This window comes from Kitasatospora sp. YST-16, from assembly GCF_026802215.1.
Lineage (GTDB): Bacteria > Actinomycetota > Actinomycetes > Streptomycetales > Streptomycetaceae > Kitasatospora > Kitasatospora cineracea.
Genome location: NZ_CP113837.1, coordinates 7,508,718 through 7,530,873, shown reverse-complemented (window position 1 = coordinate 7,530,873; position 22,156 = coordinate 7,508,718). Strand labels below are relative to the sequence as shown.

19 protein-coding genes and 2 pseudogenes are annotated in these 22,156 nt (G+C 76.6%); 7 read left to right on the top strand and 14 right to left on the bottom strand.

What is annotated here, in order from left to right:
• Nucleotides 1-139: 139 nt before the first annotated feature.
• Genes OU787_RS33850 through OU787_RS33840 form a run of 3 tightly spaced genes read right to left on the bottom strand, consistent with a single transcriptional unit; the run spans nucleotide 140 to nucleotide 3,035 of the window.
• Nucleotides 140-925, bottom strand: coding sequence for a heme ABC transporter ATP-binding protein (locus OU787_RS33850; protein WP_268661710.1), 786 nt, complete (start codon nucleotides 923-925; stop codon nucleotides 140-142).
• Entirely contained in the window at nucleotides 922-2,004 is a 1,083-nt protein-coding gene (locus OU787_RS33845) for a FecCD family ABC transporter permease (RefSeq protein ID WP_442788615.1), read from the bottom strand. The genes OU787_RS33850 and OU787_RS33845 overlap by 4 nt, the downstream gene beginning before the upstream one ends.
• Nucleotides 2,001-3,035: a heme/hemin ABC transporter substrate-binding protein gene (locus OU787_RS33840; RefSeq protein WP_268661709.1), complete on the bottom strand. Its 1,035-nt coding sequence runs from the start codon at nucleotides 3,033-3,035 to the stop codon at nucleotides 2,001-2,003. Before OU787_RS33840 ends, OU787_RS33845 begins: the two co-directional genes overlap by 4 nt.
• A 171-nt stretch (nucleotides 3,036-3,206) precedes the next feature.
• Here OU787_RS33840 and OU787_RS33835 point away from each other — a divergent pair, with 171 nt between their 5' ends.
• The gene (locus tag OU787_RS33835; protein ID WP_268661708.1) at nucleotides 3,207-4,607 is read left to right on the top strand and encodes an HtaA domain-containing protein; all 1,401 of its coding nucleotides are present in this window, start codon (nucleotides 3,207-3,209) and stop codon (nucleotides 4,605-4,607) included.
• A gap of 140 nt (nucleotides 4,608-4,747) precedes the next feature.
• Nucleotides 4,748-6,340, top strand: coding sequence for an HtaA domain-containing protein (locus tag OU787_RS33830; protein WP_268661707.1), 1,593 nt, complete (start codon nucleotides 4,748-4,750; stop codon nucleotides 6,338-6,340).
• 73 nt (nucleotides 6,341-6,413) lie between these two features.
• On the opposite strand, the gene OU787_RS33825 is transcribed toward OU787_RS33830, so the two are convergent.
• Both OU787_RS33825 and OU787_RS33820 read right to left on the bottom strand, forming a co-directional pair.
• Nucleotides 6,414-6,713 (bottom strand): hypothetical protein, encoded by a 300-nt coding sequence (locus OU787_RS33825; protein WP_268661706.1) that lies wholly within the window; start codon nucleotides 6,711-6,713, stop codon nucleotides 6,414-6,416.
• A 165-nt stretch (nucleotides 6,714-6,878) separates the two neighbouring features.
• A complete protein-coding gene (locus tag OU787_RS33820; RefSeq protein ID WP_030463691.1) occupies nucleotides 6,879-7,553 on the bottom strand; it encodes a biliverdin-producing heme oxygenase in 675 nt (224 codons plus the stop codon).
• A gap of 146 nt (nucleotides 7,554-7,699) precedes the next feature.
• On the opposite strand from OU787_RS33820, the gene OU787_RS33815 reads away from it, so the two are divergent.
• Complete coding sequence (locus tag OU787_RS33815) at nucleotides 7,700-8,464, top strand: methyltransferase domain-containing protein (RefSeq protein WP_030463692.1); 765 nt, start codon at nucleotides 7,700-7,702, stop codon at nucleotides 8,462-8,464.
• A 102-nt stretch (nucleotides 8,465-8,566) separates the two neighbouring features.
• A complete protein-coding gene (locus tag OU787_RS33810; RefSeq protein ID WP_442788613.1) occupies nucleotides 8,567-9,394 on the top strand; it encodes a hypothetical protein in 828 nt (275 codons plus the stop codon).
• Here the strand turns inward: OU787_RS33810 and OU787_RS33805 are convergent.
• Complete coding sequence (locus OU787_RS33805) at nucleotides 9,348-10,355, bottom strand: hypothetical protein (protein WP_268661704.1); 1,008 nt, start codon at nucleotides 10,353-10,355, stop codon at nucleotides 9,348-9,350. The genes OU787_RS33810 and OU787_RS33805 overlap by 47 nt on opposite strands.
• A gap of 10 nt (nucleotides 10,356-10,365) precedes the next feature.
• Nucleotides 10,366-11,427, bottom strand: coding sequence for a methyltransferase domain-containing protein (locus tag OU787_RS33800; RefSeq protein ID WP_268661703.1), 1,062 nt, complete (start codon nucleotides 11,425-11,427; stop codon nucleotides 10,366-10,368).
• Nucleotides 11,428-11,613: 186 nt separating this feature from the next.
• On the opposite strand from OU787_RS33800, the gene uppS reads away from it, so the two are divergent.
• Nucleotides 11,614-12,408, top strand: coding sequence for a polyprenyl diphosphate synthase (gene uppS, locus OU787_RS33795; RefSeq protein ID WP_268661702.1), 795 nt, complete (start codon nucleotides 11,614-11,616; stop codon nucleotides 12,406-12,408).
• Between the two features lie 182 nt (nucleotides 12,409-12,590).
• Here the strand turns inward: uppS and OU787_RS33790 are convergent, their stop codons facing one another.
• Nucleotides 12,591-13,667, bottom strand: coding sequence for an ROK family protein (locus OU787_RS33790; RefSeq protein ID WP_268661701.1), 1,077 nt, complete (start codon nucleotides 13,665-13,667; stop codon nucleotides 12,591-12,593).
• A 56-nt stretch (nucleotides 13,668-13,723) separates the two neighbouring features.
• Here OU787_RS33790 and OU787_RS33785 point away from each other — a divergent pair, with 56 nt between their 5' ends.
• Together OU787_RS33785 and OU787_RS33780 are read left to right on the top strand one after the other, a co-directional pair.
• Nucleotides 13,724-14,785: a Gfo/Idh/MocA family oxidoreductase gene (locus OU787_RS33785; protein ID WP_268661700.1), complete on the top strand. Its 1,062-nt coding sequence runs from the start codon at nucleotides 13,724-13,726 to the stop codon at nucleotides 14,783-14,785.
• On the top strand, nucleotides 14,782-15,285 hold the full coding sequence (locus tag OU787_RS33780; RefSeq protein WP_268661699.1) for a heme-degrading domain-containing protein: 504 nt from the start codon (nucleotides 14,782-14,784) through the stop codon (nucleotides 15,283-15,285). The genes OU787_RS33785 and OU787_RS33780 overlap by 4 nt, the downstream gene beginning before the upstream one ends.
• A gap of 32 nt (nucleotides 15,286-15,317) precedes the next feature.
• Here the strand turns inward: OU787_RS33780 and OU787_RS33775 are convergent, their stop codons facing one another.
• From OU787_RS33775 to OU787_RS34945, 6 genes and pseudogenes are all read right to left on the bottom strand, one after another.
• Entirely contained in the window at nucleotides 15,318-16,586 is a 1,269-nt protein-coding gene (locus OU787_RS33775; RefSeq protein WP_268661698.1) for a beta-ketoacyl-[acyl-carrier-protein] synthase family protein, read from the bottom strand.
• Nucleotides 16,579-16,833, bottom strand: coding sequence for an acyl carrier protein (locus OU787_RS33770; RefSeq protein ID WP_030463701.1), 255 nt, complete (start codon nucleotides 16,831-16,833; stop codon nucleotides 16,579-16,581). Before OU787_RS33770 ends, OU787_RS33775 begins: the two co-directional genes overlap by 8 nt.
• 24 nt (nucleotides 16,834-16,857) lie before the next feature.
• The gene (locus OU787_RS33765; RefSeq protein WP_268661697.1) at nucleotides 16,858-17,871 is read right to left on the bottom strand and encodes a beta-ketoacyl-ACP synthase 3; all 1,014 of its coding nucleotides are present in this window, start codon (nucleotides 17,869-17,871) and stop codon (nucleotides 16,858-16,860) included.
• An 11-nt stretch (nucleotides 17,872-17,882) separates the two neighbouring features.
• A pseudogene (locus OU787_RS33760) lies at nucleotides 17,883-18,730 on the bottom strand (SDR family NAD(P)-dependent oxidoreductase).
• On the bottom strand, nucleotides 18,727-19,755 hold the full coding sequence (locus OU787_RS33755; RefSeq protein WP_268661970.1) for a 3-oxoacyl-ACP synthase III family protein: 1,029 nt from the start codon (nucleotides 19,753-19,755) through the stop codon (nucleotides 18,727-18,729). Before OU787_RS33755 ends, OU787_RS33760 begins: the two are co-directional and overlap by 4 nt.
• Before the next feature lie 630 nt (nucleotides 19,756-20,385).
• Nucleotides 20,386-21,399, bottom strand: a pseudogene (locus OU787_RS34945) (acyl-CoA dehydrogenase family protein); the annotation flags it as partial.
• Between the last annotated feature and the right edge of the window lie 757 nt (nucleotides 21,400-22,156).

The following is a 22,156-nucleotide window of genomic DNA, read 5'->3' as shown; positions in this document are numbered from 1 at the left end:
TTCCTGCTGGTGCGGTTACCCGTACCTGGCGCGGACATGTGGACCGCCGGACCGGGTCACCCGCCCGGACCGCGCCCCGGCCCTGATCTCGCCCGATCGGTCGTCCACCATCGGTGGATCTTCCCGGGCCGACGATCCGTCAATCTGCTTCGCGGGGGCGCTCGGGCAGCACGATCGGCGCGCCCCCGCGCGGGTGCGCCAGGACCTCGACGGGGTGGCGGTAGACCCGGCTGAGCAGGTCGGCGTCCAGGATCTCGCCGGTGGGGCCGGTGGCGACGGTGCGTCCGGCGTCGAGCAGGGCGATCCGGTCGGCGTGCGCGGCGGCCAGCGTGAGGTCGTGCAGGACGACGACCACGCCGTGTCCGGCGTCGGCACGTTCCCGGGCGATCCGCAACACGAGTTCCTGGTGGCGCAGGTCGAGCGCGGCGGTGGGTTCGTCGAGCAGCAGCAGCGCGGTGTCCTGGGCGAGGATCCGGGCCAGGGCGACCCGGGCCCGTTCGCCGCCGGAGAGCGCGGTGAACGGGCGCCCGGCGAGGTGGGTGCAGTCGGTGGCGGCCATCGCGCGGGCGACGGCCGCCTCGTCCTCGGCGGGGGTGCAGCGGCCGGACCAGGGGGCGCGTCCCATCCGGACCACCTCGGCGGCGGGGAACGGGAAGGACACCTCGTGGGTCTGCGGCAGCAGGGCGCGGCGGCGGGCGAGTTCGAGCGGCTTGTGCCCGGCCAGCGGGCGGCCGTCGATCCGGACCTCGCCGCGGGCGGGGCGCCGGTCGCCGGCCAGTACGGACAGCAGGGTGGACTTCCCGGCGCCGTTGGGCCCGAGCAGGGCGAGGATCTCCCCGGCGCGCACGGTCAGGTCGACGTCGGCCAGCAACTCCCGTCCCCCGGCGGCGAAGCCGATCCCCTCGGCCTCCAGCAGTGCGGTCATGCCCAGCCTCCCTGGCGGCGTCGGGTGCGGCGCAGCAGCCAGAAGAAGAACGGGCTGCCGATGAGTGCGGTCAGGACGCCGAGCGGGAGTTCGGCGGGTGCGGCCAGGGTGCGGGCGGCGAGGTCGCCGGCGACCAGGACGAGCGCGCCGCCGACGGCGGCGGCGGGCAGCAGGAAGCGGTGGCCGGGGCCGGCGAGCATCCGCAGCAGGTGCGGGACGACCAGGCCGACGAAGCCGATGATGCCGCTGACCGCGACGGCGGCGGCGGTGAGCAGCGCGACCACGGTGATCAGCACGATCCGCATCCGTTCGACGTCGACGCCCAGGTGCCGGGCGGGGCGTTCGCCGAGCGCGAGCAGGTCGAGGCGGCGGGCGTAGCGGGGGGCGACGGCCAGGCCGAGGGCGGCGAACGGCAGGACGGCGAGCACCTTCGTCCAGCTGGCCTGGGAGAGCGAGCCGAGCTGCCAGAACGTCACCTGGCTGATCGCGGCGGTGTCGGCGGTGAACAGCAGCAGGCCGATCAGGGCGCCGCAGAACGCGTTGACGGCGACGCCGGTGAGCAGCAGGGTGACCACCTCGGTGCGGCCGCCGCTGCGCGACACGGCGTAGACGGCGCCGACGGTGAGCAGGCCGGAGGCGAACGCGGCGGCGGTGACGGTCCACGAGCCGAGGGCGTCCAGGCCGAGCACGATGCAGGCGACGGCGCCGACCGCGCCGCCGGAGGAGACGCCGATCACGGCGGGTTCGGCCAGCGGGTTGCCGAACACGCCCTGCATCAGCGCCCCGGTGCAGCCGAGCGCGGCGCCGACCAGCAGGGCGAGCACGACGCGGGGCAGCCGGACGTTCCACAGCACCGATTCGGGGACCCGTTCCAGGGCGTGGCCGCCGAGGTGGGCGCGGTGGGCGAGCGAGGCGAGGATGTCGCCGAGCGGGATGGCGTAGGCGCCGGTGCCTGCGGCGAGCAGGGCGACGGCGAGCAGGGCGGCGCAGAGTCCGGCCAGCAGCAGCGGGCGCTTGTCGCGGGCGGGCTTCGTGTCCAAAGCAGGCGTGGGGGTCTCGGGCGGGGCGGTGGTGGTCACTTGGCGTCCCGGTGCAGTTGGTCGGCGATCTCGCGCAGCACCTGGGGGGTGCGCGGGCCGTAGGAGAGCAGGCGGCCGTCGTCGACGGAGATGATCCGGCGGTCGAGTCCGGCGGGGGTCTGGGCGACGCCGGGGAGCTTGAGCATGCCGTCGACGCCGCCGACCGACTCCAGGCCCTTGGTCATCACCAGGATCGCGTCGGGGGCGGCCTTGACCAGGGCCTCGCTGGTGAGCGGGGTGAAGTCGCCGGTGAGGCGGGCGGCGGTGCCCGCGTCCTCGCCGCCGGCGGCCTCGATCAGCGAGGGCGCGCCGGAGTCGGGGCCGCCGAGCAGGAAGACCGAGGCGCTGCCGCGCAGGTACAGGAACGCCACCTTGGGGCGGGCGGCCCCGGCGGCCGGGAGCTGCGCCCGTACCTCGGCGATCTGTTGCCGGGTGCGCTCCTTGAGCTGCGCGCCGGCCTCGGGGACGCCGAGGGCGGCGGCGACGGCGTCGATCCGGGGGCCGATGTCGTCCAGCCTCTTGGCGTCGTCCAGGACGATCAGCGGGACGCCGGCGGCCCGGATCTGTTCGACGGCCTCGGCGGGGCCGGTGCTGCGGTCGGCGAGGACCACGGTGGGGCGCAGCGAGAGGACGCCTTCGGCGGAGACCTCGTGGGCCTGGGTGATGACGGGGAGCTTGGCCGCCTGTTCGAAGGTGGTGGAGACGTCGCGGGCGACCGCGTGGTCGCCGAGGCCGAGGCTGAAGACCAGTTCGGCGAGGCTGCCGTTGAGCGGGATGATCCGCTCGGCGCTGGTGACGGTGACCTGGCGGCCGTCGGCGGAGGGGACGGTGACGGGCAGTCGGGGGGCGGGGGTGTCGGGCAGCGCCTCGATCCGGTCCGGGTCGGCGGCGGGTGCGGCGGCCCCGGCCTTCGGGTCGGTGGCGGTGGCGGCCCGGCCGGTGGCGCAGGCGGAGGCGCCGAGCAGGAGTCCGAGGACGGCGAGCAGGACGGCGGGGGCGGTTCTGCTCCGGTCGCGGAGGGTGCGGGTCAACCTCGGGCCTTTCTCGGTGCGTTGACGTCCCGTCGGGGCCGACCCGAGGGGTCGTGGGCGGAACACTTGACTCATATATTAGGTTAGCCTTACCTCAATTCGGCAGGGGGGTCCTGCCCTCCGCATCCCCTGCCACCTGCCCACTTCCCCTCCGCCGAGGAGTGATCCGCCATGCCCGTCCCCGGACGGCCCCCCGTACCACCCCGCCGCCCGGCCGGACGGCTGCGCGCCGCGCTCGTGCTGCCGCTCGCCCTGCTGCTGGCCCTGGCCTGGCTGCCCGGCCGGGCCGCCGCGGCCGACCCGGCGGTCTCCGGCGGCCGGCTCGACTGGGGCGTCAAGCAGTCCTTCCTCACCTACCTCACCGGCCCGGTGGCGAACGGCAAGTGGGCCCTCACCGGCGGCGCGGCCACCGTCGGCGGCTCGGTGTTCCGCTTCCACTCCGCGGCCGGCAGCTACGACCCGGCCACCGGCGCGCTCTCCGCCGCCTTCCAGGGCGGCGTCCGCTTCACCGGCCACCCGGAGAACGGCGGCAACGCGCTCGACCTCGCCCTCTCCCGGCTCACCGTCAAGGCCGGCGCCGACGGCAGCGCCGGCCTGTACGCGGACGTCAGCTCCAAGTCCCGGCAGACCGGCCGGACCTCCAGCGCCGCCCAGGCCCGGATCGCCGACCTCTCCCTGGCCGGCGTCTCGCTCAGGAACGCCGCCGGCACCCTGACCCTGAGCAACGTCCCCGCCACGCTGACCTCCGCCGGGGCCGACGCCTTCGGCGGCTTCTACACGGCGGGCACCGCGCTCGACCCGCTCACCTTCTCCGTCACCCTCAAGTCCCCGGCCGCCGCGCCCACTTCGACGCCCGCCTCGCCCTCCGCCGCACCCGACCCGTCCGCGGCCCCGACCACCGAGGCTCCGACCGCCTCGGCCCCGGCCGCCACCGTCCTCGACCGGGGCGCGTTCGACTGGGGCGTCCGGCGCACCTTCCGCGACTACGTCACCGGCTCCGTCGCCCGGGGCGGTTGGCAGCTCGGCGACGGCGCGGCCGACGGCGGGGCCTTCTTCCGCTGGACGCCCGCCCGCGGCAGCTGGGACCCGGCCACCGGCACCCTCGACGCGGCCTTCACCGGCACCGTCCGCTTCACCGGCCTGCGCGAGGGCGACGCCGACCGCCTCGACCTCACCCTCGCCAACCCGCACCTCACCGCCACCGGCGCCGAGGGCCGCCTCACCGTCGACGTCTCCGGCCGCACCCCCGACGGCGCCACCCGCACCGCCACCGCCACCGAGATCGCCACCTTCGACGCGGGCGCCCTGAGGACCGAGAACGGCCTGCTCACCGCCACCGACCTCCCGCTCACCCTCACCCCCGCCGGGGCGGGCGCCTTCGGCAACCTCTACCCGGCCGGCACCGAGATGGACCCGCTCACCGTCAACCTCCCGCTCACCCCCGCCGCCACCGTCCCCCCGCTCCCCGACCTCGGTGCCACCCCGGCGCCCGCCCCGTCCCCCTCCGCCACCCCCTCGCCGGCCCGCCTGCCGCGGCCGCCTCCGCCTCCTCCGGCACCGGCGCCCTGCTGACCGTCCTGGCCCTGGTCCTGGCCGCCGCGGCCGGCGGAGCCGCCTACGCAGTCCGCCGCCGCAAGCGCTCCTGACCACCCCTCGGGCCGACCGCGGCCCCTCCCCCCGTTTCCCGACCACCGAATTCCGGAGTCACACCCATGTCCCACGCCCCCGCCCGTCACCGCAACCGCACCCGGCTGGCCGCACTGGCCGCCGCGACCGCGGGTCTCGGTCTCACCGCCTTCGGCCTGCCCTCGCTGGCCTTCGGCGCCGGCGCCCCCACCACCGTCAGCTACGACACCGGTTCGCTGGACTGGGGCGTCAAGGCCAGCTTCCGGAACTACGTGACCGGCCCGGCCGGCGGCGGCAGCGTCGAGCTGAGCGGCGGGGCGACCACCAACGCGGACGGCTCGTACCACTTCAACCTGGCCTCCGCGGGCTACGACCTGACCACGCACCGGCTGAACGCCGCGTTCGACGGCGGGGTCCGCTTCCTCGCCCACGGCGGCGCGCTGGACGTCGCGCTGAGCGACCTGCGGATCGTCACCGAGGGCACCACCGGCACCCTCACCGCCGACACCGCCTCGAAGGAGAGCATCGGCGCCACCGCCCCGACCCTCCGTCAGGACGTCGCACTGGCCACCTTCACCGTCGCCCGCGACACCACCAACGGCGGCGCCACCCCCGCCACCCTGACCGCTGACGGCGCGAAGGCGTTCGCGGGCTTCTACCCGGAGGGCACCGCCCTGGACGCGCTGTCGATCGTCCTCAAGCAGTCGCCCGCCCCGTCCCCGTCACCCTCCGTCTCGGCCTCGACCTCGGCGTCCGCATCCCCCTCCGCTTCCCCCTCCACCTCCACCTCCCCGTCCACCGAGCCGTCCGGTTCCCCCGAACCGTCGAACTCCCCCAGCCCCTCCGCCTCCGCTTCCTCGCCCTCCTCCTCGCCCGCTCCGTCCGCGTCCGCCTCCACCCCGGCGGGGCGTGAGCTGGCGATCGTGGACGGCCGGCTGGAGTGGGGCGTGCAGGCGGACTTCCTGGCCTACGTGACGGGTCCGATCGCGGGCGGCAAGGTGGAGTTCGGCGGCGGCGCGGACGGGTTCCGGTTCGGTGCGGGCAGCGGCAGCTACCGGACGGACACCCACGCGCTGTCGGCGGGCTTCGCCGGGTCGGTGCGCTTCCTGGGCCACCAGGCGGCCGACGGGCACTACCAGTTGGACACCACGCTCTCGAACCCGGGCATCCGGGTGGACGCCTCCGGCGCGTACCTGGTGGCCGACGTGGCCGCCAACTCGCTCTCCGGCGGGGCCCCGGTGCGGCTGACCGGGGCCCGGATCGCCGAACTCGACCTCTCCGGGGCCGACTTCACCCCGGTCGACGGCGTGGTGACGCTGCGCCAGGTCCCGGCGAAGCTGACGGCCGAGGGCGTGCCGGTGTTCGGCCAGTACCCGGCGGGCAAGGCGCTGGCCCCGGTGACGGCGGTGCTCTCCTTCGACCGGAACGCCACCTTGCCGACCACCGCCCCGACCACCGGCACGGGCACCGGTACCGGCACCGGTACGGGCACCACCACCGGTTCCGGCACGACCGGTGGCGCCACCCTCACCAGCTCCGGCGGCGAGCTGGCCTTCACCGGCGGCGGCACCGGCACCGTGCCGATGCTGGCCACCGCGGCCGGGCTGCTGCTGGTCGGCGGGGCGACCACCGTCCTGGTGCGCCGCCGCCCCTCCGGCACCACCACCGCCGCCGAGTAGGGGCGCTGACACCGCGTCGGGCCCGTACGGAGTCTCCGTACGGGCCCGACGGGCGTGCTGCGGGGGCGGCGGGTCAGTGGGCGCCGGCCAGGACGGCGAGTTCGCGCAGGCGGGTGAAGTAGTCGGCGGCCCCGGGGTCGTCGGCGAGTTCGGGCAGGATCCGGTCGACGGTCGCTATGCCGGTGCGCAGCGCCTCTCTGCGGCGTTGGTCGAGCGGGCCGGTCAACGCGGCGGACACGCAGCCGGCGAGATGGCTCTCCAGCAGCACCAGGTCTTCACCGGCGGGCGAACGCCGGTAGCAGCTCTGCGGAAAGGGCAGGTCGAGGAAGCCCTGCCAGAGGGTGGCCAACTGGTCATCGTGCGTGTCGCTCATGCGGACGATGATGCCCGAGCGGACGACCGACCCGTCACCCGCCCCGTCCCTCCTCTACCCACGACGAGGCCCGCGGCAGCGGCACGCACCACGACGACGGGGCCCGGTACGGGAACGGTTCCCGTACCGGGCCCGGCGGGAGGGGGCGGCCCGTCCGCGGCGTGCTCAGGCGCTCAGCGGGTACCGTCCGCCGAGCTCGCCGAATATCGCGCCGTTGAGGACGAAGGCCCGCTTGCACTCCTCGGCGACCCGGCGGCGCTCGACCTCGTCCATCAGCTCGCCCGCGGCGTCCAGCCGGGCGCGGTAGTCGCGCTTGAACGCGGCGGGGTTGTCGATCTCCTCGAAGACGTAGAACCGGACGCCGTCGCCCTTGCGTTCGAAGCCCCAGGTGCGCTCGGCGACGCCGCGGATGATCTGGCCGCCGGACAGGTCGCCGAGGTAGCGGGTGTAGTGGTGGGCGAGGTAGCCGGCCGGCCAGGTCTCGGCGAGTTCCTCGATCCGGGCGACCAGCGCCTCGGTGGCGGGCAGCGGGGCGAGGGTGGTGCGCCAGTCGGGGCCGGCCAGGTGGTCGAGGTCGCGTTCGATGGCGGCGGTGCGCAGCAGGGCGCGGTCGATCAGCGGTCCGGCCACGGGGTGGGCGGCGAGGGTGTCCAGCCGGGATTCCAGGGCCCGGTAGACGTACCGGAGTTGGCCGGTGAGGTCGGTGTAGGCCTGGCGGCCGAGCCGTCCGCCGAGCAGGTCGCCCATGAAGGAGGACTGTTCGGCCGCCCGGTGCTCCTCGGCGCTGGCGGTGCGGAGCAGGGCGGAGAAGGCGGCGGGCTGCTGGTCGGAGCTGGACATCGGGGAGTGCCTCCAAAGATCGAATCCCCCCGATTATTTAGGTGAGGCTCACCTAAGTCAAGCTGTTTGCCGACACCCTGTCGGGAAGTTCCCACGGGGCGTTAATTCCCTCGTCCCGACCGGGTTGACGTGCTTGGATGCCCGTCATGGACCGATCATTCGACGCCCTGGTCGACGAGGCCGCCGCCGCCCCCGTCGACGGCTGGGGTTTCGCCTGGCTCGACGGCCGGGCCACCGAGCAGCGGCCCTCCTGGGGGTACCAGCGGCTGCTGGGCGAGCGGCTGGCGGCGGCCGGTGCGGCGCTCGACCTGCAGACCGGCGGCGGCGAGGTGCTCGCGGGGGCGGGGCCGGAGAACTTCCCGCGCACCATGGCGGCCACCGAGGGCTGGCCGCCGAACGCGGCGCTCGCCACCCGCCGGCTGCACCCGCTGGGCGCCGTCCTGGTGGCCTCCCCGGCCGACGCGCCGCTGCCGTTCGCGGACGGCGCGTTCGACCTGGTGACGAGCCGTCACCCGGCGGCGGTGGACTTCCCGGAGATCGCCCGGGTGCTGGCCCCGGGCGGCAGCTACTTCGCGCAGCACGTGGGCGGGCGCACCAACGTCGAGCTGAGCACGTTCTTCCTCGGCCCGTTCCCGGTGCCCACCGCCCGCGAGCACGAGGTGGAGGCCGGGCTGGCCCGGGCGGCGGGGCTGGAGGTGGTGCAGTGCCGCAACGAGCGGCTGCGCCTGGAGTTCTCCGACGTCGGCGCGGTGGTCTGGTTCCTGCGCAAGGTGGTCTGGACGGTGCCGGACTTCTCGGTCGACCGCTACCGCGAGCGCTTGCGCGCCCTGCACGAGCGGATCGAGCGCGAGGGCGTCTTCGTCTCCACCATGTCCCGCACCCTCTTCGAGGCCCGCAAACCCACCGCCTGAACCCGCCCGCGTACCGCCTGAACCGCCCGTTCGGCTGGGCCGCCCGGCCCAAGCCGTCACCCGCACCGGCGAACCCCCGGATCGCCGCCGCCCGGAGCGGCTATGCATCTCGCGGAACCACCACGGGAGGCGGGCGCAGTGGCAGCAGAGGGAAGTGCGGCGGACGGGCGCGCCGAGCTGGACCGCAAGGGCGGGCCGGGGCACACGGTGCTGCTGGCGCTGCTGGCGGCGGTGCCGCTGGTGAAGATCGCCTGGACGGTCGGCGGCGGTTCGCACACCCGCGAGGTGGTCACCACCATGGGCGTGCCGAACCTCGGCGAGGTGCTGGTCGGCATGGTGACGACCCGTCCGCTGCTGGGTTCGCTGGTGGCGGTGGTCACCTCCCGGCTGGTGTTCGCGCTGTTCGCGGCGCGCGGCGCCGTCCCGCGGGGGCGCTCGGCGGGCGCGCTGGTCCGGACGGTGGCGCTGACCCTGGTCAACCCGCTGGCGATGGGCGTGCTGTGCTGGGTGTTCTACGGGCCGTGGTGGGGGCTGGGGGTGGCGCTGGCCGCGCTGGCGCTGCGGCAGGGCGTGGTCCAGGAGTACCGGGCGGGCCGCCGCACCCACCCGTCCGGGCGGCCGGACACCGCCGCGCTCGCGCCGTGGCGGCTGCGGCTGGTGGCGGCCGAGCAGTGGGCGGCGCTGCTGCTGACGGTGCTGGTGCTGCCGTTGACGGCGTTCGCCGCCGCGCTGGACGGGCTGGCCTGGGACACCGTGCTGCGCTGCGAGGTCGCGGCGGGGTCGCACACCGAGGAGTCCCGGCTGATCGAGCTCGACCGCAAGGGCAACGGCGTGGTCGGCTGGGACCTGCACGCCCGGGAGGTCGTCAACGGGCTGGGCTGCGTCAAGGAAGAATCGCTGCGGGTCCGCCCGGCCTGGTGGAACTCCTGACCGCCGCCGGCCGGTCCAGCGTCCGGCGCACGGGGTGGCCGGAGGCGTCGGTGGTCAGCCAGCTGCCGTCGCCGAGCGGGCGCAGGTCGTAGCAGTCGGTGGCGTGCGAGTCGAACTCGCCGAGGATGCGGCCGGTGTGCGCGTCGACCCGGTAGCTGCGGAACCACTCCTGCTCGGTCTCCTCGTCCTCGCCGTACAGCACCACCGCGAGGGTGTCCGGGTCGAGGTAGCCGCCGCTCCACTCGACCACGGCCTCCCACTCCGTGCTGTCGTAGCCGAAGTCGTCGACGGTCAGGGTGAACTCGGCCTCGCCGCCGGGGTGGGCGTGCACGACGAGGTCGGCCTGGCCGTGGTCGACCGTCAGGAAGTGCTTCCCGTCCGGGGAGAGGCCGATCAGGCAGCGGTCGCTCCAGGGGTAGGGGCGCAGGTCGAGGACGCCGTCGGCGGCGGTGCCGCGGAAGACGGTCGTGCCGTCCTGGCCCTCGCCGACGTCGAGCAGCACCTCCCCGCCGGGGTGGGTGAAGTGCTCGCCGCCGTGGCCGACGGTGTCCAGCGCGGTCTGTGCCAGGAGCGCGCCGGTGTCGGCGTCCAGCACCGTCCAGTGGTCGTGGCCGGCCCGGCCGGCCATCGCGTCGGGCTGGTAGAGCCACAGCTGCCGGCCGTCCGCCGAGAGCCCGCAGCCCGGCCGGTGGCCGAGCTCCTCGGTGCGCTCCCCCGCGATGGCCGAGCGCCACAGCTCGCTGCCGTCCGCCGCGACGCACACCGCGGCGTCCAGCGTGGTGTAGTACGCCCGCGACAGGTCCCGCGCCACCGCCCGGTCGCACACCGCGTCGCCGTCCCGGGGCCGGAACCGGGCGACCGGCGCCAGCACCCCGAGCTCCGGGGCGGCCGGGTCGTAGGCGCAGATCACCCCGTCCACCAGCCGGGCGGTGAGCGGGCGGAGGTGCGCGTTCTCGGTCATGGCGGGGACCCTAGCCCACCCCGCCGACAGGCCCCGGGCCGGGCTTCTCGGCGGTGACCACGAACACCGTGACGGCGGCCAGGAACGGTCCGCGCGCCAGGTGCTCCAGCCACTCCCCGGCCTGCTCCCGGGTCAGGTACCCGGCGGCGACGGCCCGTTCGGTGTTGCGCTGCAGGCCGAGCACCCGGTCGGCGGCCCGGACCTCGCGGAAGAGCACCGGGACGGGGACGACGGCGCGCACGGCGAGCCCGGACTCCTCGGCCAGCCGCGGCAGTTGACGCCCGATCAGCGGGTTGCGGACGATCCGCTCGGTGAGGTGCCGGGTGAAGGCGCGGGCCGGGGCGGGGTCGGGGTGGTCGACGGCGAGGGTGTCCCAGTCGGGTTCGGCGGCCACCAGCCGGCCGCCGGGGCGCAGCACCCGGCGGGCCTCGGCGAGGGCGGCGGCCGGGTCGGCGAGGTGCTGGAGCAGCCGGTCGGTGCGGATCCGGTCGGCGCTGCCGGGGGTCAGTGGGAGGCGGTGGACGTCGGCGCGCAGGACGGCCGTGTTCGGCAGCCCGGCGGCCAGGTCGGCGGCCCGCAGGGCCATCCGCGGGTCCCGGTCGATGCCCAGCACCCGGCCGCGGGCCGTGGCGGCGCGGGCCAGCGCGGGCAGCGCGGCGCCGGTGCCGCAGCCCCAGTCGAGCAGGTGCTGCCCGGGGCGGGCGTCCAGGGCGTCCAACAGGACCTGCTGGTAGGCGCGGGCCTGGTCGGTGCCGTTGAGGCGCTCCTGGTAGGCGATCCGGTCGGGGACGACGGTCTCGAAGAGCTGCCCGGCGACGTCGGCGAGCGCGTTCAGCTCCCGGCCGAGGGCGCTGCGGCCCGCGTCGGTGAGGCGGACCGGGCGGCGGCGGCCCTCGCCGGGCAGGTTCTCGATCAGCTGCTTGTCGCGCAGCCGGGCCAGGGCGCCGGAGAGGCTGCCGCGGCCGAGCCGGGCGCCGGTCATCCGTTCGATGGCGGTGTTGACGGCGTAGCCGTGCAGCGGCCCGTCCGCGAGCGCGGACAGCACCAGCATCTGGGCGTCGTTGGTGCGCACCTGGCTCCGTTCCTCCGGGGTCCTTCGTGGGTCCTTCATGGGTCCTTCGTCGGTTTTTCGACGGCTCTCGGTCGGTCCGTCGCCGTTCGCCCGTCCGACCGCGCTTCTCGATGACACGCGACGCGTGCTATTCATTGTGCACCACGCGGTCCGCCCGTCGTCCGAAAGGCCGTCACCTTGCCTGCCGTGAAGCCCACCCCACCCCTGCGCGCCCTGCGCTCCCTGCAAGCCCTGCGGGCCGGCCGGCTGCGCCGCCGCCTGGCCGGGGCCGAACTGCCCCGGCACATCGGCCTGATCATGGACGGCAACCGCCGCTGGGCCCGCGAGCACGGCTTCGCCGACACCCGGCTCGGCCACCGCTACGGCGCGCAGCACGCGAGCGCGGTGCTCGGCTGGTGCGAGGCGGTGGGGGTGCGGCACGTGACGGTGTTCGTCTGCTCGGCGGAGAACCTGCGGCGGCGCGGCGACGAGGAGGTCGCGTTCCTGATGCGGGTGATCGAGGAGGTGCTGACCCGCAACCTGGCCGGACCGCGCCCCCGCTGGCAGGTCCGGGTGGCGGGCGACCCGGACACCCTGCCGGAGTCGACGGCCCGCGCCCTGGCCCGGGCGGAAGCAGCCACCGCCGCCTGCACCACCGGCGCCCGCCTCACCCTCGCGGTCGGCTACGGCGGCCGCCAGGAACTGGTCGACGCCGTCCGGAACCTGCTGCACGCCCACGCCGACACCGGCCGCCCGGTCCGGGCCCTGGCCGAGGAACTGACCTCCGACCACATCGCCCGCCACCTCTACACCGCCGGCAGCCCCGACCCGGACCTGGTCATCCGCACCAGCGGCGAGCAGCGGATGTCCAACTTCCTGCTCTGGCAGAGCGCCTACGCGGAGCTCTACTTCTGCGACGCCTACTGGCCCGCCTTCCGCGAGGTCGACTTCCTCCGCGCCCTGCACACCTACGCCACCCGCAAACGCCGCTACGGCGCCTGACCCCGGCCGGAGGCCGGGGAGGCCAGGGGCCGGAGGGCAAGGGTCGGGGCCCGGGGCCGCCGCGCCCCCGTCCTCGCTTTCCCCCTTCTGCGCCCTCGCCCTTCGCACTTGTCCTTGCCCTTCGCTCTCGCCGGCAGCCGAACAGGCGGGCCGCACGAGGGCGGTGGCGCTCTCCCCCGCCGTCAGTCGAACAGGCGGGCCAGGGCGAGGGCCGCGGCGCCCTGGGGGACGGCGAGGGGGGCGGCGCGGGTGAGGGTGACGTGCTGCCAGGCCGGGTCGGGCAGGCGGGTGGCGAGTTCGGTGCGGATCGCGGTCTCGTAGCGTTCGGGGTCGTCGAGGAGGGCGGTGCCGCCGAGGGTGACCTCCTCGACGTCGAGGAGGCGGACCAGGTTGGCGACGCCGACGGCGAGAACGGCGGCGGCCCGGTCGGGGCGGCCGTCCCGGAGGGCAGTGAGGCAGAGGGCCTCCAGGCAGCCGCGGGCGCCGCAGGCGCAGGGCGGGCCGGCCGGGTCGAGGCACTGGTGGCCGAACTCGCCGGCGTTGGTGCGCGCGCCGCGCTGGACGCGGCCGCCGAGCACCAGGCCGGCCCCGGCGCCGTCGCCGAGGGAGACGAAGGCGCGGTGGTCGGGGCCCGGGCGGCCGAGCACCCCGGCGGTGGTGTTCTTCTCCACCAGGACCGGGAGCCCAGTCCGGTCCTGGACGGCTTCGCGCAGGTGGAGGCCGTGCCAGCGGGGCATGCCGGTGGCCTGGTGGAGGACGCCGTCGCGGGTGTCGAGCGGGCCGGGGCAGGCGAGGCCGAGGCCGAGGACGCGGCCGTCCGTCCCGGTGCCGGCGGTGAGTTCCCGGACCATGGCGGCCAGCCGGTCGAGGACCGGCCCGGGTTCGGCGTCCGGGGCGATCGGCGCCCGGTCCTGGGCGACGACGGCGCCGGTGAGGTCGACCTGCAGCAGGTGCAGGCCGTGGCGGCCGATCTCGGCGCCGAGGGCGTACCGGGAGCGCGGGGCGAGCCGGAGCAGCGTGCGGGGTTTGCCGCTGCGGCCGGCGACGTGCGCGCGTCCGGCCTCGGTGAGCAGGCCGTCGGCCAGCAGGCGGGCGGTGATCTTGCTGATCGCCTGGGCGGTCAGTCCGGTGCGGGCGGCCAGTTCGACCCGGCTGGTGCCGTCCTCGGCGGCGCGGACGGCGCGCAGCACGGCCGCGTCGTTGCGGTCGCGGAGCAGGGCGAGGTTGAGGGCGCGGTGCGGGGCCGGGTCGCTGGTCACGGAGTCGATGGTACGGGTGCTTGCCAGTTAATCCACGCTGTTGTTTAACTTGGGGTATGGACTCCTCGCCCCTGAACGTGGGACTCGTCGGCTACGGCATCGCCGGCGCCGTCTTCCACGCGCCCCTGATCAGCACCACGCCGGGCCTGCGCCTCGCGGCCGTGGTGACCGCCGACCCGGATCGCCGCGCGCGGGCGGCCGCCGCCCACCCCGGCGCCGCCCTGCTCCCGGACACCGACGCGCTGTGGGCCGCGGCGCCCGAACTCGGCCTGGACCTGGTGGTGGTCGCCTCCCCCAACCGCACCCACATCCCGCTGGCCACCCGCGCCGTCGAGGCCGGGCTGCCGGTGGTGGTCGACAAGCCGCTCGCCGCCACCGCCGCCGAGGGCGAGCGACTGGCCGCCCTGGCCCGGGAACGGGGGGTGCTGCTCAGCGTGTTCCAGAACCGGCGCTGGGACGGCGACTTCCGCACCGTCCGGCAACTGGTCGACTCGGGCCGGCTCGGCCGGGTGAACCGGTTCGAGTCCCGCTTCGAGCGCTGGCGCCCCGAACTCAGCGGCGCCTGGCGCGAACTGGGCGACCCGGCCGAGGCCGGCGGCGTGCTCTACGACCTCGGCGCGCACCTGGTCGACCAGGCCCTGGTCCTGTTCGGCCCGGCCGAGCGGGTCTACGCCGAACTCGACGCCCGCCGCACCGGCGCCGCGACCGACGACGACAGCTTCGTCGCCCTCACCCACGCCGACGGCACCCGCTCGCACCTGTGGATGAGCGCGACCGCCGGCGACCTCGGCCCCCGCTTCCGGGTCCTGGGCTCCCGGGGCGCGTACGTCACCCACGGCCTGGACGGCCAGGAGGACGCGCTGCGCCTCGGCGGCACCCCCGCCGACCCGGACTGGGGCGTCCGCGCCCCCGAGCACTGGGGCTCGTTCCGGGCCGGGGACGCCGTCGAGCCGGTGGCCACCCTGCCCGGCCGCTACCAGGACTACTACGCGGGCCTGGCCCGGGCCCTGCGCGGCGACGGCCCCGTCCCGGTCGAGGCGCAGGACGCCGTCCAGGCACTGCGGGTACTGGAGGCGGCGCAGCGCTCCTCCCGCACCGGCACGGCGGTGACCCTGTGAACCCGGACGCCACCCGCCACAGCGGAACCCGCCCCGACGACACCCGTCCCGACATCGCCGAACTGGAGCGCCAGCACCGGGAGTTGCAGCTCCCCTCGGCCGGCCTGGCGGACACCTGGCGGCTCGGCTCGCTGATCGTCGCGGTGGCCCTGGAGCGCGGCCTCGCGGTGACGGTCGACATCCGGCGCGGCGAGCAGCAGGTCTTCCACGTCGCGCTGCCGGGCACCAGCGCCGACAACGACGACTGGATCAGCCGCAAGGCGGCCGTGGTCCGCCGGTTCGGCGAGGCCTCCTACCTGGTGGGCGAGCGCCACCGGGCCAAGGGCCGGGCCTTCGACCTCGACCCGACGCGCTACGCCGCGCACGGCGGCTCCTTCCCACTGCTGGTGCGCGGCACCGGGATGGTCGGCACGGTCACCGTCTCCGGCCTGCCGCAGCTCGATGACCACCGCCTGGTCACCGAGTGCCTGGCCCGGTACCTGGCGGAGCGTCAGCAGTAGCGTCCGGCCCGGCGCCCGGCGGAGGCCGGGCGTCAGGGCGCGTCCGTCCGGCGCAGGGCCAGCACCGTGTTGTGGCCGCCGAAGCCGAGCGAGTGGCTGAGCGCCAGCCGGGGGCCGTGGTCGCGGGGGCGGCCGGTGACCAGGTCGATTCCGGCGGTGTCGGGGCCGGGGGCGTCGTGGTTGGCGGTGGGCGGGGCGGTGCCGGTGCGCAGGGTGCGGACGGTGAGGGCGGCCTCGATCGCGCCGGCCGCGCCCATGGTGTGGCCGAGGGCGCCCTTGGCGGAGGTGACGCTGGGCGGGGTGCGGGCGAACAGGTCGCGGATCGCGGCGGCCTCGGCCCGGTCGCCCCGCGGGGTGCCGGTGCCGTGCGCGTTGACGTGTTCGACCTCGCCGGGTGCGGCGTCCGCGGCGCGCAGCGCGAGGGCGACGGCGGCGCGCAGGCCGCGGCCCGCCGGGTCGGGGGCGGTGGGGTGGTGGGCGTCGGAGGTGGTGGCCCAGCCGGCGAGGTGGGCCAGGGCGGGGGCGCCGCGGGCGGCGGCGTCGGCGGCGCGTTCCAGCACCAGGACGCCCGCGCCCTCGCCGAGCACGAAGCCGTCCCGGTCCCGGTCGAAGGGCCGGGAGGCGGTGGCGGGCCGGTCGGTGCGCCGGGACAGCGCGCCGGTCCGGGCGAACGCGGCCGCGCACAGCGGGGTGGCCATCGCGTCGGTGCCGCCCGTCACGGCGAGGTCGCAGGCGCCGGTGGCGAGCAGCAGGGCGGCGTGCGCGATCGCGTTGGCGCCGGAGGCGCAGGCGGTGGAGGTGTGCAGGGCGGGGCCGGTGGTGCGCAGCGCGAGGGCGAGGTGGCCGGCGGCGGACAGGTTGGGCAGGTAGCCGGTGAGGGTGAGCGGGGAGAGCGCGTCGGGGCCGCGGTCGAGCAGGCGGCGGTGGGCGTCCTCCAGGACGGCCACGCCCCCGGCGGCCGAGCCGACCACCACGGCGACCCGGGCCGGGTCCCAGTCGGGGGGCCGGGGGCCGAACGCCTCGATCCCGGCTTCCCGGAGCGCCTCCTGGGCCGCCGTCAGCAGGTAGCGGGTGGAGCGGTCCAGCCGCCAGCCCTGCCGGACGGGGGCGTCCTCGGGGTGCGGCGGGCGGCAGCTGATCGGCACCGGGGTGCCGTCCAGGGCGGGGTCGTGCCGGGCGGTGCCGCGGCCCTCGCACAGGGTGCGCCAGGTGGCGGCCATCCCGTCGCCCCCGGCGGTGACGGCCCCGGTGCCGGTGACGACGATCCGCGCCCGGTCCGTCCGGTCCGTCCGGTCAGTCATCTCCGGGTCGCCGCCCGTCCAGCAACCTGCGCACTTCGTCGGCGAGTTCGCCGACCGTCACGTCGCCGGTGGCGGCTTCGGCGTCCAGCGGGACGCCCCACTCCTCCTGCAGCGTGACGTACAGCTCGACGACGGACAGCGAGTCGAGGTCGAGGTCCTGGAAGCTGGCCCGGGCGGTGATGAGGTCGGCGGGGACGTCGAACTTCCCGGTGAGGACGGCGGCGATGCGTTCGGTGACCTGGTCCACGGGGTCTCTCCTCCTGGTGGGACGTCAGTCCAGGGTGCGGCGGACGGGGGTGGCGGCGGGCCAGGTGAGGGCGATGGACGCCCAGGTCAGGCCGCCGCCGAAGGCGGTGAGCAGGGTCGGAGTGCCGGGGGCGAGGGCGCGTTGCGGGCCGTCGTCGGCGAGCACCAGCGGGATGGACGCGGCGGCGGTGTTGCCGAGTTCGCGCAGGTTGCCGAAGCGGACGGCGGGCGGCAGGCCGAGGCGGTCGGCGACCGAGTCGAGGATCCGCTGGTTGGCCTGGTGGGCGACGAACGCGCCGAGGTCGGCGGGTTTCCAGCCGGCGGCGGCCAGCGCCCGGGCGGCGGAGTCGGTGAGGTGCCGGACGGCCTGGCCGTAGACGGAGCGGCCGCGCATCCGGAACCAGTGCCCGTCCGGGTCCTGCCGCTGCCGGTCGGGGTGGCGGGAGCCGCCCGCGTCGATGGTGATCAGGGCGGCGCCGCCGCCGTCGCTGCCCAGGTCGGCGGCGTGCAGCGCGCCGGGCGCGCCGTCCTCGGCGGCGGCCAGCAGCACCGCCCCGGCGCCGTCGCCGAACAGGGCGGCGGTGTCCCGGTCGGTGGGGTCGACGATGGTGGAGTAGGTGTCGGCGCCGATCACCAGCGGGTGGCGGCAGGCCCCGGCGCGGACCAGGGCGTCGGCGGTGGTTAGCGCGTACAGGAAGCCGGAGCAGACCGCGGACAGGTCGAGGGCCGGGACGCGCGGCAGGCCGAGCCGGTGGGCGACGGCGGGTGCGGTGGCGGGGCAGGGGTGGTCGGGGGTGGTGGTGGCGAGCAGCACGAAGTCCGGTGCGGCGTCGGCGGATTCGATCGCGGCGGCCGCGGCGTACACGGCCAGGTCGCCGGTGGCGGTGCCGGGTGCGGCGCGCCGGCGGCGGTGGATGCCGGTGCGCCGGCGGATCCACTCGTCGCTGCTGTCGAGGCGTCCCTCGGTGATCACCTGCTGGTTGTCGACGCTGCGGGCGGGCAGGCAGGAGCCGATCCCGACGACGGCCGCGCGGGGCACCGGACGCCCCCTCAGGCCGCGAACGGGGAGGGCGGCTTGGGGATGGCCCCCAGTCCGCCGTCGGGGGTGCTCAGGCCGCCGTCCAGCACCAGGGCCTGCGCGGTGACCAGCGCGGAGGCGGGCGAGGCGAGGAACAGCACCGCCCCGGCGACGTCCTCGGGGGTGCCCCAGCGGCCCTGCGGGACGTGCGCCATCAGCCACTGCGAGAACGGCTCGGTGCCGGACGCGAAGCTGGTCATGTCGGTGGTGATCCAGCCGGGACAGACCGCGTTGACCCGGATCCCCTCGCGGGCCCAGCCGACGCCCAGGCTGCGGGCCAGCGAGATCTGCGCGGCCTTGGTCGCGGCGTACGCGTCCAGCAGCGGGGTGCCCATCACCCCGGACGCGGAGGACATCAGGATCAGCGAGGCCCGGTCGGACGCCGCCAGGTGCGGGTGCGCGGCCCGGCAGATCTCGGCCGTGGCGTTCAGGTTGACGGCGATCACGTGCTCCCAGTCCTGCTGGGTGGAGTGCTGGAACGGCACCAGGACGGGGCTGCCGTCCGCCGCGGTGGGCAGCACCCCGGCGTTGTGCAGCAGCACGTCGATCCCGCCGAGCGCCGCGGCCGCCCGTTCCACCAGGGCGCTCGGCGCGCCCGGCTCGGCCAGGTCCGCGGCCAGCGCCACGGCCCGCACCCCGTGCCCTCGGCCTCCTCGGCCGCCTCCCGCAGCGCGGCCCCGGTCCGGGCGCTCAGCGCCAGGTCGCACCCGGCCTCGGCCAGCGCCAGCGCGCAGGCCCGGCCGATGCCCCGCGACGCCCCGGTGACCAGCGCGCGGGCGCCGTCCAGCCGGAACGCCCCCGGCAGTGTGCTCTTGCTCATGGCAGTGCTTCCTTCCGTTCGCGGTCGATTCCCCCCGGGGTCCCGGACCAGCGCAGCAGGGCGCTGCCCCAGGTCATGCCGGCCCCGAAGACGGTCAGCAGGATCAGGTCGCCGGGCCGCAGCCGGCCCTCGGCGTGCGCGGTGGCCAGCGCGTACGGGGCGCTGGCCGCGCCGATGTTGCCCACCAGGTCGCCGACCACGGTCATCCGGTCGGCGAGGCCCGCCTCGGCGGCGAGCCGGCGCACCAGGACCGGGTTGGGCTGGTGGGTGATCACGTGGTCGATGTCGTCGACGCCCAGGCCGTGCCGCTCCAGCGTCTCGTGCAGCATCCGCGGGAAGGCGTCCCGGATGAACCGGCTCACCGTCCGCCCGTCCATCCGGATCCGGTGCGCGCCCTCCGCGAGGGTCTCCCGGGTCGCCGGGCGGCGGCTGCCCCCGGCCGGGATCAGCACCCGGTCGGCGAGCCGCCCGTCCGTGCCGAGCCGGAACCCGCCCAGCCCGCCCGGCGGTTCCACCGGGCCCAGCACGGTGGCGGCGGCGCCGTCCGCGAACAGCACGGCGGTGGCCCGGTCCGCCGGGTCCAGGAACTTCGAGTACGCCTCCGCCCCGACCACCGCGGCGAGCACCGGCCCGTCCGCCTCGCGCAGCCAGTCGTGCGCGACCTTCGCCCCGAACAGCCAGCCCGAGCAGGCCGCCGACACGTCCAGCGCGACGGCGTTGCCGGCCCCGACCAGCGCCTGCACCCGGCAGGCGGTGGCCGGGCCCAGCTCGTCCGGCGTGGAGGTCGCGCACACCAGCAGGCCGAGCCGCTCCGCCGGCACCCCGGCCGAGGCCAGCGCCCGGCGCACCGCCTCGGCGGCGAGGTCCGAGGCCGCCTGCCCGTCCGCCGCGACGTGCCGCCGCCGCACCCCCGTCCGCTCCGCGATCCACTCCGGCGTCACCCCGGCCCCGGCCGCCACCTCCCCGTTGCCCCGCACCCGCACCGGCACGTACCGCCCGGTGCCCCACACGCCCACCGCGTTCACCACCGCGCACTCCTCACTCGGGAAACTCCTGCTCGGACGGGGTGTTCGGCCCCTCGGGACGGCCCTCCCGGGCGGGGCCGTCGGGAGGGCCCTCGGGGAAGCCGCCGGGAGATCTGCTGGGAAAGCCCTCGGGAAAGCCCTCGGGGAATCCCTCCGGAAGGACGATGTCGTCGGGGAAGGCGAAGGCCCGCTCGACCTGCTCCAGGTGCGGCAGCAGCCGGTCGTAGCCGCGTTCGAGGGCGTTCTCCAATCCGGCCAACTCACCGGGGGCGAGAGTGCGGTGGCGCAGCAGGGCGCCGGCCGTCCGGTCGGCGGCGCGCAGGGCGGCGAGGTGGGCGAGGGCGTCGGTGGCCCCGTCCGGCGGGAGGGCGGCCAGGGCGCGCGGGAGGTCCTCGGCGGCGAGCCGGGCGGCGTACGCCGCGCCGAGTTCGGCCGCCCGGTCGAGCAGCGGGTTCCACACCTCGAAGGGGTGGCGCCGCCGCGGGCCCGCTCGGCGGTGGCGCGCCGCAGCCAGCCGGTCAGGGTGTGCTGGTGCCGGGCCAGGACGGCGGGCCACCAGCCGGGGTCGCCGAGGTCGGCCGGGACCGGCGGGGGCCCGCCGGTCCCGGCCTCCGCCAGCAGGGCGCGCCCGAGGTCGTAGCGGATCAGCCGGCTGTCGCCGCCGGCCGGGTCGAAGGAGCGGGCGAATCCGTGGTAGCCGGCCAGCCGGTTGCCGTCGGCCAGCCCGGCGTGGCCGCAGCGGCGCTGGCACTCGGCGATGATCCGCTCGGCCTCGTCGGCGCAGTGCGCCTTGTACGCGGACAGCGGGCGGCTGACGGCGGCCCACGGCGCGAAGCCGCTCTCCGCGCCGGCGGCGTCGGACTCCCGGGTGGCGGCGAGCAGTTCGCGGGCCCGGGCGGCGGCGCAGCCGAGCGCGAAGGCGTCGGCGAGGGCGCCGAGCAGGGCGCGCTGCTGGCTGCGGTGGGCGAGCAGCGGGGTGCCGGGGGCGAGCGCGGCCCGGGTCTCGCGGTGGCGGGAGTGCCGGACGGCGAGCACCGCGGACTGCCGGGCGAGCGCGGCCAGCGCGGTGGGCAGGACGCCCCACAGGTCCTGGCCGACCGCGAGGGTGCGGCGCAGCCGGTCCTCGGGGGTGCGCGGGTCGTGCAGGTGCCCGTCCGCGTCGAGGTCGGCGTCGTCGCGCAGCCAGTGCGCCTCGGGGACGCGGACGCCGTCGAACCGGACCCGGTGGTAGCTGAGCGGGAGCGCGCCGACCGGGACGGGCGCGGAGAGCGCCACCCCGGGGCGGGGCCCGTCGTGGTCGGCGAGCCGGACCAGGAAGGCGAACACCCCGCCCGCCCGGCCCGCCGCGTCCACCGCCCGGGCGATCACCACGGCCCCGCGCGGGCCCGGGTACTGCGGCACCCCGCCGAACTTGACGTCCGCCTCCTCGGTGGTGCGCAGCACGAACTCCCGCCGGTCCGGCCGGAATTCGGCCACGGTGCCGGCGCCGAGGTGGCTGCTGGCCCGGCCCGCCTCGGTCACCAGGTAGCCGATCCGCAGGTCGCCCGCGTCGACGGCGCCGAGTTCCGGGCCGACGTCCTTGCGCGCACCGGCCAGCCGCAGCAGCGACCCCTGCCCGAGGACGCTCTGGGTGACCACCGTCATCCCGAGCCGGGGATCGGCGACGGCGGCCCAGGCCAGCGCCGCGGCCAGCCCGTCGGGGTCGGCGTGCAGGTCGGCGGCCGCGGGTAGGGCCCGCAGCAGGGCCCGCAGCCGGCGGTACAGGTAGGGCTCGCGTTCGGCCGCGGCCTCGGCGACCCGGTAGGGGTGGCGGGCCAGCGCCCGGTGCAGGCGGGGCAGCCGGCCGGGGTGGTGGCGGCCGTGCAGCAGTTCGTCCAGGGTGCGGTCCGTCGTCACCGTTCGCTGTCCCCTCTCGCGCTCTTCTTCCCCGGTGCCGTGCACGCGTTGCGCCCGCGTGCCGTGCACGCGTTCCGCCCCCGCGCCGTGCACGCGGGCGCCGGTGCCGCGCAGGCAGTCGGCGGCGTTGCGGCCGAGCGCGCTGCCCGGTCCGGCCTCGCGGTAGTCGGTGTGGCCGTGGGCGGCCAGCAGGGCGAGGATCCGGGGCAGGTGGGCGGGCCGGACCAGGCAGTCGGCGACGCGGGCCGCCAGGTCGTCGGCCGGGGTGTAGCGGCGTCCCGCGACGGCCGAGTAGACCGGTACGGCGGTCGGCCCGATCGGCGGCCCGCCGCGCAGCACCTCCTCGAACTCGCCGCGCTGCCTGCCCAGTTCGGGGTGGTGCGAGCCGAACGGGAGGTGCAGCCGGACGGCGCTCAGGCCCTCGGCGGCCGCCAGCCCCTCGACGGCGGCCAGCCGGTCCGGCGGCCCGCCGAGCACGCACTCCCGGGGACTGTTGACGCAGCCG

Bases quoted from the DNA above. Each gene is read 5' to 3' on its own strand.
- OU787_RS33805 (WP_268661704.1), bottom strand. From the start codon at position 10,355: ATGACCGAGAACGCGCACCTCCGCCCGCTCACCGCCCGGCTGGTGGAC.
- OU787_RS33830 (WP_268661707.1), top strand. From the start codon at position 4,748: ATGTCCCACGCCCCCGCCCGTCACCGCAACCGCACCCGGCTGGCCGCA.
- OU787_RS33835 (WP_268661708.1), top strand. From the start codon at position 3,207: ATGCCCGTCCCCGGACGGCCCCCCGTACCACCCCGCCGCCCGGCCGGA.
- OU787_RS33825 (WP_268661706.1), bottom strand. From the start codon at position 6,713: ATGAGCGACACGCACGATGACCAGTTGGCCACCCTCTGGCAGGGCTTC.
- OU787_RS33815 (WP_030463692.1), top strand. From the start codon at position 7,700: ATGGACCGATCATTCGACGCCCTGGTCGACGAGGCCGCCGCCGCCCCC.
- OU787_RS33810 (WP_442788613.1), top strand. From the start codon at position 8,567: ATGCATCTCGCGGAACCACCACGGGAGGCGGGCGCAGTGGCAGCAGAG.
- OU787_RS33820 (WP_030463691.1), bottom strand. From the start codon at position 7,553: ATGTCCAGCTCCGACCAGCAGCCCGCCGCCTTCTCCGCCCTGCTCCGC.
- OU787_RS33850 (WP_268661710.1), bottom strand. From the start codon at position 925: ATGACCGCACTGCTGGAGGCCGAGGGGATCGGCTTCGCCGCCGGGGGA.
- OU787_RS33785 (WP_268661700.1), top strand. From the start codon at position 13,724: ATGGACTCCTCGCCCCTGAACGTGGGACTCGTCGGCTACGGCATCGCC.
- OU787_RS33775 (WP_268661698.1), bottom strand. From the start codon at position 16,586: ATGACTGACCGGACGGACCGGACGGACCGGGCGCGGATCGTCGTCACC.